This window comes from Pseudoalteromonas sp. A757 (assembly GCF_004103285.1).
GTDB lineage: Bacteria > Pseudomonadota > Gammaproteobacteria > Enterobacterales > Alteromonadaceae > Pseudoalteromonas > Pseudoalteromonas galatheae.
Window position 1 is genome coordinate 405,835 of record NZ_QNQN01000074.1, and the last position, 13,222, is coordinate 419,056.

At 43.0% G+C, this 13,222-nt stretch carries 13 protein-coding genes; 3 read left to right on the forward strand and 10 right to left on the reverse strand.

The window, feature by feature from the left end:
• Window positions 1-97: 97 nt before the first annotated feature.
• The 8 genes from DRB05_RS21385 to DRB05_RS21420 all read right to left on the reverse strand — a co-directional run bounded on the left by DRB05_RS21385 (window position 98) and on the right by DRB05_RS21420 (window position 7,246).
• The gene (locus DRB05_RS21385) at window positions 98-865 is read right to left on the reverse strand and encodes an ABC transporter permease (protein WP_128728708.1); all 768 of its coding nucleotides are present in this window, start codon (window positions 863-865) and stop codon (window positions 98-100) included.
• Between the two features lie 2 nt (window positions 866-867).
• On the reverse strand, window positions 868-1,788 hold the full coding sequence (locus DRB05_RS21390; RefSeq protein WP_128728709.1) for an ABC transporter ATP-binding protein: 921 nt from the start codon (window positions 1,786-1,788) through the stop codon (window positions 868-870).
• 6 nt (window positions 1,789-1,794) lie between these two features.
• Complete coding sequence (locus DRB05_RS21395) at window positions 1,795-2,418, reverse strand: flavin prenyltransferase UbiX (protein ID WP_128728710.1); 624 nt, start codon at window positions 2,416-2,418, stop codon at window positions 1,795-1,797.
• A 5-nt stretch (window positions 2,419-2,423) separates the two neighbouring features.
• Window positions 2,424-3,767, reverse strand: coding sequence for a UDP-N-acetylmuramate:L-alanyl-gamma-D-glutamyl-meso-diaminopimelate ligase (gene mpl / locus DRB05_RS21400; RefSeq protein WP_128728711.1), 1,344 nt, complete (start codon window positions 3,765-3,767; stop codon window positions 2,424-2,426).
• Between the two features lie 245 nt (window positions 3,768-4,012).
• Entirely contained in the window at window positions 4,013-4,786 is a 774-nt protein-coding gene (locus DRB05_RS21405; RefSeq protein ID WP_128728712.1) for a CsgG/HfaB family protein, read from the reverse strand.
• Window positions 4,787-5,233 (reverse strand): curli assembly protein CsgF, encoded by a 447-nt coding sequence (locus tag DRB05_RS21410; protein ID WP_128728713.1) that lies wholly within the window; start codon window positions 5,231-5,233, stop codon window positions 4,787-4,789.
• A 1-nt stretch (window position 5,234) separates the two neighbouring features.
• Window positions 5,235-5,624 (reverse strand): CsgE family curli-type amyloid fiber assembly protein, encoded by a 390-nt coding sequence (locus DRB05_RS21415; RefSeq protein ID WP_128728714.1) that lies wholly within the window; start codon window positions 5,622-5,624, stop codon window positions 5,235-5,237.
• Between the two features lie 98 nt (window positions 5,625-5,722).
• Window positions 5,723-7,246, reverse strand: a complete 1,524-nt coding sequence (locus tag DRB05_RS21420) for a curlin (protein ID WP_128728715.1) — start codon at window positions 7,244-7,246, stop codon at window positions 5,723-5,725.
• Window positions 7,247-7,870: 624 nt separating this feature from the next.
• On the opposite strand from DRB05_RS21420, the gene DRB05_RS21425 reads away from it, so the two are divergent.
• Window positions 7,871-10,369 carry a S8 family serine peptidase gene (locus tag DRB05_RS21425; RefSeq protein WP_128728716.1) on the forward strand — a complete coding sequence of 833 codons (2,499 nt, stop codon included), beginning with the start codon at window positions 7,871-7,873 and terminating at the stop codon, window positions 10,367-10,369.
• Between the two features lie 267 nt (window positions 10,370-10,636).
• Window positions 10,637-11,518, forward strand: coding sequence for a UTP--glucose-1-phosphate uridylyltransferase GalU (gene galU, locus DRB05_RS21430; protein ID WP_128728717.1), 882 nt, complete (start codon window positions 10,637-10,639; stop codon window positions 11,516-11,518).
• 162 nt (window positions 11,519-11,680) lie between these two features.
• On the opposite strand, the gene DRB05_RS21435 is transcribed toward galU, so the two are convergent.
• Window positions 11,681-12,076 (reverse strand): VOC family protein, encoded by a 396-nt coding sequence (locus tag DRB05_RS21435; protein WP_128728718.1) that lies wholly within the window; start codon window positions 12,074-12,076, stop codon window positions 11,681-11,683.
• Window positions 12,077-12,097: 21 nt separating this feature from the next.
• Between DRB05_RS21435 and DRB05_RS21440 the strand changes: the two genes are divergently transcribed.
• Window positions 12,098-12,388, forward strand: coding sequence for a ribbon-helix-helix domain-containing protein (locus tag DRB05_RS21440; RefSeq protein WP_128728719.1), 291 nt, complete (start codon window positions 12,098-12,100; stop codon window positions 12,386-12,388).
• A 9-nt stretch (window positions 12,389-12,397) separates the two neighbouring features.
• On the opposite strand, the gene DRB05_RS21445 is transcribed toward DRB05_RS21440, so the two are convergent.
• Complete coding sequence (locus DRB05_RS21445) at window positions 12,398-13,075, reverse strand: hypothetical protein (protein WP_193554592.1); 678 nt, start codon at window positions 13,073-13,075, stop codon at window positions 12,398-12,400.
• Between the last annotated feature and the right edge of the window lie 147 nt (window positions 13,076-13,222).

A 13,222-nucleotide genomic window follows, 5' to 3' on the forward strand; every position in this document is an offset into this window, starting at 1 on the left:
CATTATTAAGGGGGATTAGTAAGGATTTTACCTGAAATAACACAAGAGCGCTGCAATTGATGGCAGCGCTCATTTTTCCAAATTAATGCTATTTACGTTAGTGTCTTAACCCAACACCGCGTTTAATCAAGTGCAGTGACAACCAAAATAGACCACATATAAATACACCTAATACCGTAAAGGCGACGCCAATATCAACGTCCGAAACACCTAAAAAGCCAAAACGGAAGGCATTTACCATATAAATGATTGGATTTACCTGTGACACACCTTGCCAAAACTCCGGCAGCAATGTGATTGAGTAAAATACGCCACCAAGGTAAGTCAGAGGTGTCAGCACAAAAGTTGGAATAATACTAATATCGTCAAAACTGTTAGCAAACACCGCATTGATCAATCCGCCCAATGCAAACACGGCTGACGTTAAAATAACCGTAATGATGATAACTGCAAGATTGTGAATTTGAATATCCACGAAAAACAGACTGACGATAGTAACAATAAGTCCGACTAGCATTCCTCTCGCCATGCCACCGCCCATATAGCCAAGCACAATAATATAGTTAGGCACGGGTGCCACGAGCAGCTCTTCAATGCTCTTTTGAAACTTGGTGGAGTAAAAACTCGAGGCAACATTAGAATAGGAGTTGGTGATCACCGACATCATGATTAAGCCAGGTACAATAAACTCCATGTAGCTAAAGCCCCCCATCTCACCAATGCGCGAGCCGATTAAACTGCCAAATATCACAAAATAAAGTGTCATGGTGATCGCTGGCGGTACCAAGGTTTGCACCCAAATACGTAAAAACCGAATACACTCTTTTATCCAAATACTTTTTAACGCGACGCCATATTTCAACACGATTATGCCCCTCTCCCCTGCTCCAGTAAGCCAACAAACAACTCTTCTAAACGGTTAGCTTTGTTACGCATACTTAATACTTGATTACCTTGCTCTGTAAGCTGTGTGAACACCCCATTGAGCCCTTGCGACTTAGCTACTTCTACCTCAATAGTATGGTCATCAACGGTGGTAAATTGGTAACCATCGAGTGCCACAGGCTGCATGGGCGACTTAAGATCAAGTACAAACGTTTCTTTATCCAACTTTGCAAGTAATGCCTTGATGGTCGTATGCTCAACAATCGTGCCTTTATCAATAATCGCAATATTTCGGCACAGCAGCTCAGCTTCTTCTAAGTAATGCGTTGTGAGTATAATCGTTACGCCTTGCTTATTAATTTCACGTAAAAAGTCCCACATTGAACGGCGTAGCTCAATGTCCACACCAGCCGTAGGTTCATCCAAAATAAGGAGCTTTGGCTCATGCATCAATGCTCTTGCAATCATCAAGCGACGCTTCATACCGCCGGATAGCGTGCGGGCTTGCTTGTCTTTTTTCTCAAATAATCCTAGCTGCTTGAGATACTTCTCGGCTCGCTGATGGGCAACGTCTCTTGGCACACCATAATAGCCCGCCTGAGTCACTAGAATTTGGTTTAGCGTCTCGAACTGGCTAAAGTTGAACTCCTGTGGTACTAAACCTAAGTTCGACTTAGCGTCTTCCAGGTGAGTATCAATACTATGACCAAAAACCTCTACACTGCCTTGGGTTTTATTCACCAATGAGGCAATAACGCCTATTGTGGTAGATTTACCCGCTCCATTTGGACCAAGCAACGCAAAGAAATCCCCTTCTTGAACTTCGAGATCAATGCCTTTAACGGCTTCAACGCCGTTACTATAAACTTTTTTTAACCCTTTGATGTTTAGTGCTATTGTCATATTTTATTATTCTCCATAACCCCAGCGTTTAGCTAGGGTATGCTCGATGTTTAGATGATCTAAAATACGGGCCACCATAAAGTCGACCAAGTCATCGATACTTTGTGGCTGATGATAAAAACCAGGCGCTGCAGGCATGATAGTCACCCCCAAGCGGCTAAGCTTGAGCATGTTTTCAAGATGAATTGGACTAAAGGGCGTCTCGCGCGGCACTAATATTAATTGGCCACGTTCTTTGAGCACCACATCGGCTGCACGCTCAAGCAAGTTGTCAGATGCCCCAAGCGCAATGGCTGACACGCTTCCTGCGCTACACGGGCACACCACCATCTGCTTTGGAGCGGCCGAACCGGATGCCACAGGGCTAAACCAGTTATCTTTACCAAACACCTGAACTTGCTTATCTTTAGCACAGAAAAGCGCCTGTAGTTGCTCCGTTGCTTTTTGTTCATTACCAGAGAGTTTTAGATTGGACTCAGTATCCAGCACTACTCTGGCTGCGCTCGAGATTAGCACGTAAACTTGATAGTTTAACGACACCAATACCTCGAGTAATCTCAGTCCGTAAGGGGCGCCCGACGCACCGCTAAAGGCCAGCGTAATTGGCCCATTAAATGTTTGTTCTGACATAATGATTACTTTTTCAATGCAGTTAAAAGTTTGTCGTGGATGCCACCAAAACCACCATTACTCATGATCAACACATGCTGGTTTGGTGCTTGATTTGTCACAACCTGTGCGACAATCTCATCTACGCTTGCAAAACACTGACGACCCGCAGTTTCGGCTTGTGCTTTAAGAGACCAAGATAAGCCTTCTGGTTCGAATAGATACACTTCATCTGCCGCATCAAGCGATTGCAATAAGGTTTCTTGGTGAATGCCAAGCTTCATCGTATTTGAGCGCGGCTCTAAAATAGCAATGATAGGTGCGTCTCCAACTTTAGCTCTAAGCCCTGCTAGGGTCGTTGCTATTGCTGTAGGGTGATGCGCGAAGTCATCATAGACAGTAACGCCATTAACTTCCCCTTTGGCTTCCATACGGCGTTTAGGAGAAATAAATTGCCCTAGCGCTTCGATACTCACCTCAATTGGAATGCCCACATGTCTTGCTGCCGCAATCGCCATCATGGCGTTCTTCACATTATGCACACCAATCGCCTGCCAATTTACTTCGCCTTTTTCTTCGCCTTCAAATAACACCACAAAGCGAGAACCGTCAGCCTTGAGCAGGTTATACGACCATTCTTTGCCAAGCGATTCCTGCTCGCTCCAAAAACCGCGTTCAATAACGTTTTGTAACGCAGCATCATCTGCTGGATATATGGCCTTACCCTGACTGGGTAGCGTGCGAATTAAATGATGAAACTGGGTTTGAATGGCATTTAAATCTGGAAAAATATCAGCGTGATCATATTCGAGATTATTGAGTATTAACGTGCGAGGTAAATAATGGACAAACTTGCTGCGTTTATCGAAAAACGCCGTATCGTATTCGTCGGCTTCGATAACAAAGAATGGCGTATCTGAGGTGCGCGCCGACACACCAAAGTTTTGCACTATGCCACCAATCAAAAAGCCCGGGCGTAATCCTGCGTATTCGAGTAACCACGCTAACATACTTGCTGTGGTTGTTTTGCCATGCGTACCGGCAACCGCCAACACCCATGACTGGCGTAATACATGGTCTTTTAACCATTCAGGGCCCGAGGTATAACACATACCCTTTTCTAAAACATATTCAACGCACGGATTACCACGACTCATGGCATTGCCGATGATCACCACATCAGGCTCAACATCAATGAGTTGTTGAGGGTCGTACCCTTGGGTTAATTCAATACCGAGTGATTCGAGTTGGGTACTCATCGGGGGGTAAACATTGAGATCTGAACCTGTGACTTTGTGCCCCAATGATTGAGCGATGGCTGCGATCCCGCCCATAAAGGTACCGCAAATCCCTAAAATATGTACGTGCATGATGTTAGCGTTCTTTATTATTTCATTGCCGTTTAGATTAACATACTCAGCTTATTGGTGGCTGACTTTATTGTTGAATCTCATGCACCAGTATTATTCTTTATTTTTAGATGGGTGATGTGAGGACGTGTTCAAGGTTTTGTCGCGCTTAAAAATGTGTCGCGCTAAAGCGCGACCTACGGTTGGTGGTGCGTGCCATGCAAAAAGGAACGTTGTGGCAAAGGTTTGTCGCGCTAAAGCGCGACCTACGATGCTGTTGCGGCCGACCACACGCCTTTTTCAATGCCCTGTTTTACCATCAAAGTCAGCGCTTTTTCTATCGCTTGCGTTACACAAATATGCATCGGTTCATTATCGCTAAACCCCGCTTCAGCTTCGGCTAAACGTTTGTAACTCACATAGCGGAAAAAACCAGCCCGAACTTCCATAGATAGCACTTTTTTGCTACTGGCGACGGAGAGCAACACTTGTCCTGTACGAACATCAACTGCGCGCATATAAATGGAGATAACATCCTCACGATAAAGCTCAGATGCACCTATACCAAAATACTCCATCCCCAAACCACCTGTACGGATATTAGAGTCATAGCTGATGATCCCACCTTCTAAAATGATCTTTGCAGTCATTAATGGTGGTAAAGCGCTTGTGTCATTATCATCATTTGCCGCACGGATGATCTTGCGCTCAGTCAGCAGGTTTTGCAGTCCTTCACGCTCTACCGGAATAAACCAATCAGTTTCGTGTAGTGCCTGCATTAAAATTGAATTAGCACCTTGGGTCACCGCTGTTGAAAATGAGCTTACATTATCTTGAGGCTTATATTGCCCAGTTTGGTCACGAAATGAATAAACAGAAACGGGAATTCTACCTTTAGGAGTGGGTAAGTTTTTCAATTCTGCAAAAGTTTCGGTGTCGGTCAACTCAATTGCCACGCTTTGCGAGGGTGGTAACACGCGCGACATGCTGGAACAACCTCCAAGCAGGAACAAAAAAACCAATAAAATTACGCGGAGCATTTAATATCCTCCACCAGCCGATGAGGCAAACCTAGGTACTTCCAGAATGGTTTCCTCACCCGATGCTGTATTCGTTATTCTCACTGTGATTGTGTCGGGTGTGCTGGTGATCACTTGGATTTGATAGTCGCCACTCATAAATGTCGCATCTTGATTAAAGATACTGTCTTGAATATCTTCACCAAACGCTACATCCGTGATCTCTCTCACCAAACGGTTGAGATAGGTACGCTCAAGCGACTCTTGAAACTTTTCATCATAGGTTTTTTCTATGATTGGCGCTCTGTGCTTATTTTGAGATTGCGCTTTACTCAGTAACATATTGGCGTTTAGCGGGTTACCCCCAAATGCTGGATTAATTGGTTTATAAACGAGTTCCGTCGCTGTCACATTTGCACCAATTAACATTAACCCAGCACACACGATTGTTGTTTTTATTATTGTCATGTTACCACCCACTTGCTGCCAAATCTTCTGAACCACTTTGCTGATATTGCTCTCTTGCCATTGCATCCATAATGGTGAAAATGGCAGTTTCGACTCGCTCATCAACGGAGCCGCCTCTTCTTCCCATTGCTGTCGCGTAGACTGCTCGATTATTCATTAATACCTCAAGTCGAGTGCCAGCTCGAGGCAATACCGTTTCTTTCACTGTAATATTGATCCCGGACGTATTGGGAACATCTCTCCAAAGTTGTGAAAACTGAAAGTAAAATTGGTGTCCAAATCGACTTATACTTTGATCTATGACTAAACCATCAATCTCTACATCTTCTCGAGCACTTAGTGAAGCAGGCAAACAAAGCAAAGCACTCAAGAGTATTATTTTTCTTATCATCGTGGATTACTCACAACTCGAGAGGTAGGGAAACTCAATATTTATCTGAATTAAGTAGAGAAAAATGAGAGGCACAGGGCCTCTCATTTATTACTCAATCACTGCTGAGTAATTGTAGCAACGTTGTTGTCACCAACTTGAGTTACGGTAATGTTTTGACCACTACCTGTAATTCCACCTTGGACTAAGTTGCCGTCACCAATTTGGCTTACTGTAAATGCATTATCATCACCGTTAATAATAAATGCCTCTGAGCCCATCCCCATCACAAAGTTGTTACTACCATTTTGTGTGATGTCTAACATATTGCGGCTGCCTTCAAGCATTAAATCGATCGCGTTAAATTCGCCTGATTGCGCAATATCTACTTGGTTTGAACTACTATCAACCACACTGCTCATGGTAAGGGCCACACCATTACCAGTGCCACTTTGTGAAATATCAACGGTATTATCATTACTTGCAAGGCTAACGTCTGGGTAAGAAGACTGTACAATCACCTCGTTCTCAGCCCCAGTCTGAGTAACATCAATATCGTTATCATTACCGTTGAAGTTCGCAACATGTGCAATGTTCGCGTCACCCACTTGAGTCGCTGAGAACTCATTGTTTTCACCAGCAACCCCAAGGTACATCTCGTTGCCATTACCGATTTGCATTGCGGTAAATTCGTTATCATTACCAACAACATCAGCTTGAACTTTATTCTCGTCACCACGCTGCTCAGTCGTCACTTCGTTGTCGTTACCAACTAATAGATCTGATGCAAAGGTGTTAGTTGAGCCTTCCTGATCGATACTAAACTCATTATTGTTTCCAGTAATTTCAAATACGTTAACCGTATTGCTATCACCTTCCGATTGCTCAATCTCAACCTGGTTGTCATCACCAATCACGGTCTCTACAGCAATAACGTTGAAGTTGCCGTTCTGACTCGACTCAATTTCGTTTTCATTCCCTTGTAGGCTAACCACTTTATATTGGTTATATAGACCATTTTGGTCCAAGGTAATTTGGTTCATATCACCTTGTACTGACTCAAGAGTGGCCTCGTTCCACATACCAGCTTGTGTTGCTGATATCTCGTTTTGGCTGCCCTGCATATCAAGGTTGTAAAACCATTGACCACCAGAGCCTTGAGATACCGTAATGGTATTTTGATCGCCATTAATAACATTGATGGCTTCGTTGTTGATCCCAAGGACTCCACTACCTGACTGCTGAACGTCAATCGCATTGTCGTCGCCAGTAACTTCCGTTAATGCGCCGTTTGCTTCACCATCTTGACTATATACTTGGTTATTGTTGTTACCAGTGGTCGTCACAATAGCGACGTTACCAGTACCATTCTGATCGGCCTCAGTAATATTATTGTCGCCAATCGTAGTCACATCTGTCAGGTTAGAAGTACCCAGCTGCACCGAAGCTAACTCGTTACCACCTTGGCTACCTGAAGTTTGTGAGAGTTTGAGTTCGTTACTTGTTCCACTTGCACGCTCCACTTGTGAAAGTGCAGAAGTAGAAAGCGCTTTATTATCTGATTTTGCCTCAGCATGTGCTGTAATTGAATGGGTTAACGCAAGCGCGATAGCGCAACTCACGATAGATTTAGAAAACTTCACACTGTTCTCCTTAGAGATTTATTATATTATTTTTTCAATTAAGTGTTCCGTGCAGGCCTTGAGTTGTTGCCGGACTCAGCCAACCGCAACTTTCCACTTAACTAACGTCCTGTTATGACTCATTTATCTGAGCCGCTCCCACCTGTGCCAGTTACCAGAGTGTTACATTTCGTGAGAAAACATAATCTATATCAAGTCCATCATAACAAAATGATGAAATGATATATTTTATTACGTCTTTTCACCTTCAACTCTAAGTTGGGAACAACTGAAGATAAATAAGAACATTTTACGAAAAAAATACCTTATATTTTTCATATCCCTAAGCGTTAAAAATCACATAAAATTACGGTAGAAAAATGAATCTACCAAAAAAGTATGATCAAACTTCAAACTTCTGCCCGTCACACTCCCTCACAAAAAAGAATTAATTAGCTTGAGAAAAAGACACCCAACCAATAAAAAATCCTGAATTTTTAGATTAACGCTTTTTTTACATTGCACAGGTCTATATCTAGGTCTAGGTTTTAATGCGTTGCCAAAAAGACCACAGCCACTACCAGAAAATTACCAACTCAAAAATTGCGTATTGTTTATACGCTTGAAATTAAAAGGTTATTAATAATGAGATCAAAACTTTCTGCATTGTCTTTGGCTTTGCTACCTGCACTTGCTTTTACTGCTCAAGCAGCAGTTCAAATTGAAACTACAACAGCAACTGCTGATGACAGCATCCTAGTTGTGTTTAAAGAGAATACTTCTGCAGCACTTCGTGCCAATGCAAGAAATCTAGTTAAAGCGAAAATATCTGATCTGAACGCCGACGGTGTAGATGACAAATACCGTCACGTTTTACAGGGTCGTTTAGCAAACTTTAAATTAGACGGTATTACAGCGAAGCAGGCTATCGAAAAGTTAGCAGCACACCCAGCAATCGCTTATGTTGAACCTGATTATCAAGTAAAAGCGTTAGGTATTCCGGATGATAGCCGTTTTGATGAGCTTTGGGGTATGCATAACACAGGTCAAACAGGTGGTACAGCAGATGCTGACATCGATGCGCCTGAAGCATGGGATATCACTATCGGCTCACGTGACGTGATCGTCGGTGTTATTGACACAGGTGTTGATTATACACACCCAGACCTTGCAGCAAATGCATGGCGCAATCCAGGTGAAATCGCAGGTGATGGCATCGACAACGATGGTAATGGCTATGTTGATGATGTTTTCGGTATTAATGCTATCACAGGCAGTGGTGACCCAATGGATGACCAAGGTCACGGCACGCACGTATCTGGTACTATTGGTGCGTCTGGTAATGATGCGACGGGCGTTGCTGGTGTAAACCATGAAGTGTCTATCGTGGGGTGTAAATTCTTAGATGCATCAGGCTCAGGCTCAACTTCTGATGCGATTGAATGTATTGACTATATGGTTGCACTTAAAAATGCAGGTCATAACGTTCGCGTTACTAATAACAGTTGGGGCGGCGGTGGCTTTAGCCAAGCACTTTCTGATGCGATCACTGCAAGTGAAAATGCGGACATTTTATTTGTAGCCGCAGCAGGTAACAGCGCGGTAGATAACGATGTAAACCCTCACTATCCTTCAAGCTACGAGCACGACAGCGTATTCTCTATCGCAAGTACAACACACACTGACGCGATGTCTTCATTTTCACAATGGGGTCTAACGTCTGTAGATATGGGCGCACCGGGTAGTGCTATTTTATCTACCGTTCCTGGTGGTGGTTATTCAAGCTATTCAGGCACCTCAATGGCGACGCCTCACGTTGCAGGCGCTGCGGCTCTAGTACTTTCAATCAATCCAACACTTACCGCAGTTGAGCTTAAAAACTTGCTAATGCAAAGTGGGGATGCCAATGCTGATCTTACCGACAAGACTGTAGCTGGTAAACGCTTAAATGTGAATCAAGCTGTAATTGATGCAGATCCAGAGCCAGGCTTTAGAGTATCAGCTCGCCCTGCAAATCAAGAAATCACTGCTGGCGATACAGCAACATATGAATTTACATTTGCTTCTGTCGCTGACTGGCAGGGCACCATTGACTTGTCTGTTACTTCACCAATTGCAGGTGCAACGCTGTCTGCGACTACTGCAATGCCAGGTGATACAGTAACTCTTTCAGTACCTACTACGGCTTCAACTCAGTGGGGCGAGTATAGCTTTACACTTAACGCAACATCTGGCGAGCTTGCGGATCAAGAGCAAGTAGGACTGTATGTATTACCTCAAGGATTAAGTGATTTCAGCTATGAAAATACTACCACGGTAGACATTCCAGATAACGATGCTTCAGGAATTACTTCTGTGATCACTGTGGCTGACACCGTTACTGTATTTGATAGCAATACCTTAGTGGATATTACACACACCTACATCGGCGACTTAATTGTTACGCTTACCTCTCCTGCGGGTACAGTGGCAACACTGCATAATCGCCAAGGTGGTGGTACAGATAATATTAACCAAACCTTTAACTCTGCGGCATTTAATGGTGAAGTTGCAACAGGTGACTGGACATTGTCTGTCTCAGATAATGCAGGTATCGATACAGGTACATTGAACAGCTGGACACTAAACCTAACAGGCCTAGGTGAAGCGTCACCTCAACCTCCTGTTGCGGGCTTTAGTTTTGTCGCATCTGGTCTTTCGGTAGCATTTACGGATGAAAGCCGTGATCCTAATGATGATATCGTTAGCTGGGTATGGGATTTTGGCGATGGCAGCATCAGCACAGACGCAAGTCCAATTCACGAATTTGCAGCCTCTGGTGAGTACAGCGTTGAACTAACAGTAACTGACAGTGAAGGCAACAGCAACACAACTACACAGTCTGTTGTGGTGAGCGCTGATGAGATTGAATTATCCGTTGCTCGCGTCAATAAATCTCGTTTAGGATTTATCCGTGTAGAGCTAGCATGGCAAGGTAGCAGTGCTGATACCGTGACAATTTACCGTGATGGGCAAGCTATTGATACAGTAACAAACTCGGGTAAATTCAGAGACTTCTCGCGTAATTTAGAAGCGACTAGTTACACCTATAAAGTGTGCCAATCTGGTGATATCTGCTCGAATGAAATCACAGTTAACTTTTAATTATTCCATATCTAAAGGTTAATTGAAGCCCCGAAAGGGGCTTTTTTGCGCAAACTTAGATATCGAGCTATATAATCCTGAAGCACAAGATTTACTTAAGCTTGTAAGCTCTACAACCAGCTCAAACACCACATTCTTGACTGCTAAAAGTCAGGTTTTCATAAGCAACTGTACATATTGCAACAGAAATTCGTTTGCAACTTTACTTATTCTGGTTAGAATTGCGGGCTAAATTAAAAAGGCAGCAAGATTTAAACCGGAGATGATATGAAAGCAGTGATCCCAGTCGCTGGGTTAGGAACAAGGATGCTTCCTATGACCAAAGCCATTCCTAAAGAAATGTTACCTTTGGTAGATAAACCACTGATTCAATATATAGTGAAAGAATGTGTTGCTGCGGGCATAAAAGAAATTGTGTTAGTGACTCACTCGTCAAAAAATGCGATTGAGAACCACTTTGATACTAGCTTTGAGCTAGAGGCAACACTCGAAAAACGTGTAAAACGTAAGCTTTTAGACGAGGTCCGTTCGATTTGTCCTGAAGATGTTACGATTATGCACGTCCGTCAGGGTGAAGCCAAAGGTCTCGGTCATGCTGTTTTATGTGCACAACCTATCGTTGGGGATAATGATTTTGTTGTTGTACTGCCCGATGTGATTTTAGATGAATACACTGCCGATCAAGAAAAAGAAAATTTAGCTGCAATGTTATCTCGCTTTGACCATACTAAAGCCAGCCAAATCATGCTAGAGCCAGTGCCACAGCAGGATGTTTGCAAGTACGGTATCGCTGATATCAATGGCGTGTCGCTACGCCCAGGTGAAAGTAGTGCAATAAAGCATATGGTAGAAAAGCCAACTGTAGAAGAAGCCCCTTCTAACCTAGCAGTTGTTGGCCGCTATGTGCTTTCTAAAAACATTTGGCCACTGCTAAGAAAAACGCCAGTTGGAGCTGGTGGAGAGATCCAATTAACCGATGCTATCGATATGCTGATGGAACAGGAAACCGTTGAGGCTTTTCATATGAGTGGTCGTTCGCACGATTGTGGCGATAAGCTTGGTTACCTTAAAGCCATTGTTGAATATGCGATTCGCGATGAGCAATTAGGTGAAGAGTTTTCACAATTTTTAAACACGCTAATCAATTAAGTATCGCGTCTTAATTTACTGAGGGCTAAACCCGCTGCTACAAATTTACGGAAATTCGTAGCAGCAACTTTGGACTGCGATTGTTTTCATGCCTTTACGCCACAACTCCTTTAACCATTTTATGTCGAGATCGACCACCTTTGGTGCGGAGTAAATCCGTTACTACCGATACACATCACTTCTTTCGATAACTTCAATATCATAACCATCGGGATCTTTAATAAAAAAGAATCTAGCAACTAATATACTTTGATTATAAAAATCCTTTATTTCTTTTGGCTGGTAACCTTTCTCTTGGGCTTGATTAAAAACCGCGGCTAAGTCGTCCACAACAAACGCCAGGTGCCCATAACCATTACCTAGCGTATATTCTTCAGCGACATCATGGTTCCAAGTGAGCTCCAATTCAAACGAGGTTTCATCATTACCAAGGTAGATAAGAGAAAAGTTAGAGAAATCTATACGTCGCTTCACTGCCAATGCAAATACATCATGATAGAATTTAACTGATTGTTCTGCATCTTTTACTCTGACCATAGTGTGGATCATTTTTGCCATTACTTTACCTTTGGAATCAATATGTGTGAGCTCTACGCATCAACCGCCCCCCACCGCTATAAGGTGGTCAAACGTTCAATTCGCATTCAAGGTGTAGTGACTAGCCTCGCCTTAGAAAATGAAACTTGGCAAGTTTTAGAAACCATCGCGCAAAGTGAACAATTAACACTTTCCGAGTTTATTTCGACACTTTATCAAGAAGTAATTGAGCGTCATGGTGAGATCAAAAATTTGGCGTCTATGTTGCGTGTCACATGTTTAACCTACCTTGCAAATAGTAATACACTCGATCTGCAAAGTGGTAGTAACTGATTACTACAATTAATGACGCTCTAGAAATCGTTGCCACGTTATATTTGGGTTAATAACGCGTATGGGAGATATCACTTGTTTGAGTATCGTGAGAGGCGGCTGCTCAACCTCATGACCATCCTCTTTCAATCCAAGCAAATACTGAAAACTGGCTTTGCTACCAAGTTGAATAGCTGAGATGCGGATCTGTTGTTCAAAGTTCAACCTCATACTACTAATAGCAGTTTTCATACCTTGCTGATCAACATTGGGTAAACCACATTTTTGTAGATATCCTTGTCTTTCACCTTCTCCAGAAAACCAAATTCTGACCTTCTCGCTATAACGACCAGTTTTCGCAGGTAAATCGAACATAATACGCCGCTCTCCTAGCTGTTTTACTAATGCTAGATATTGTTCCAGTCCAGCTTGCCATAGTGCAGGATGAATGGGCACCACTCGTGGTTGAATTTTACCGTGGGTGTTAAAGTGAAATACATGAACGTGGCCTTCGTAATAAACATCATCAAGTGTAAGTGAGCCAATTTCATCACTATACGCACCGGTGTAATAACTCAGCAAAGGCAACCAAAAGTGCCAATGCTTAGGCTGTTCACGCTTTAGCTTTTCATCAGAGTAAATATAGCCATTGAACAAGGTATGAAGTTCCATAGAGGAAAATGCTCGTCTGCCTAAATGAGTTTTCATACAGTGGTCAATATCTTGAGTTTAAAACAGATTTAAGTTTAACGGTTTTTAGTCTTTTTCGGAAGTTTGATAGCTCTTGCTCTTTTTCCCCGTGAGCTTTAGCAAGTAAAAGATACACAGCATAAAATCGTTACCATCAAAGAAATG

Bases quoted from the DNA above. Each gene is read 5' to 3' on its own strand.
- DRB05_RS21390 (WP_128728709.1), bottom strand. From the start codon at position 1,788: ATGACAATAGCACTAAACATCAAAGGGTTAAAAAAAGTTTATAGTAAC.
- DRB05_RS21395 (WP_128728710.1), bottom strand. From the start codon at position 2,418: ATGTCAGAACAAACATTTAATGGGCCAATTACGCTGGCCTTTAGCGGT.
- mpl (WP_128728711.1), bottom strand. From the start codon at position 3,767: ATGCACGTACATATTTTAGGGATTTGCGGTACCTTTATGGGCGGGATC.
- DRB05_RS21405 (WP_128728712.1), bottom strand. From the start codon at position 4,786: ATGCTCCGCGTAATTTTATTGGTTTTTTTGTTCCTGCTTGGAGGTTGT.
- DRB05_RS21410 (WP_128728713.1), bottom strand. From the start codon at position 5,233: ATGACAATAATAAAAACAACAATCGTGTGTGCTGGGTTAATGTTAATT.
- DRB05_RS21415 (WP_128728714.1), bottom strand. From the start codon at position 5,624: ATGATAAGAAAAATAATACTCTTGAGTGCTTTGCTTTGTTTGCCTGCT.
- DRB05_RS21425 (WP_128728716.1), top strand. From the start codon at position 7,871: ATGAGATCAAAACTTTCTGCATTGTCTTTGGCTTTGCTACCTGCACTT.
- galU (WP_128728717.1), top strand. From the start codon at position 10,637: ATGAAAGCAGTGATCCCAGTCGCTGGGTTAGGAACAAGGATGCTTCCT.
- DRB05_RS21435 (WP_128728718.1), bottom strand. From the start codon at position 12,076: ATGGCAAAAATGATCCACACTATGGTCAGAGTAAAAGATGCAGAACAA.
- DRB05_RS21440 (WP_128728719.1), top strand. From the start codon at position 12,098: ATGTGTGAGCTCTACGCATCAACCGCCCCCCACCGCTATAAGGTGGTC.
- DRB05_RS21445 (WP_193554592.1), bottom strand. From the start codon at position 13,075: ATGAAAACTCATTTAGGCAGACGAGCATTTTCCTCTATGGAACTTCAT.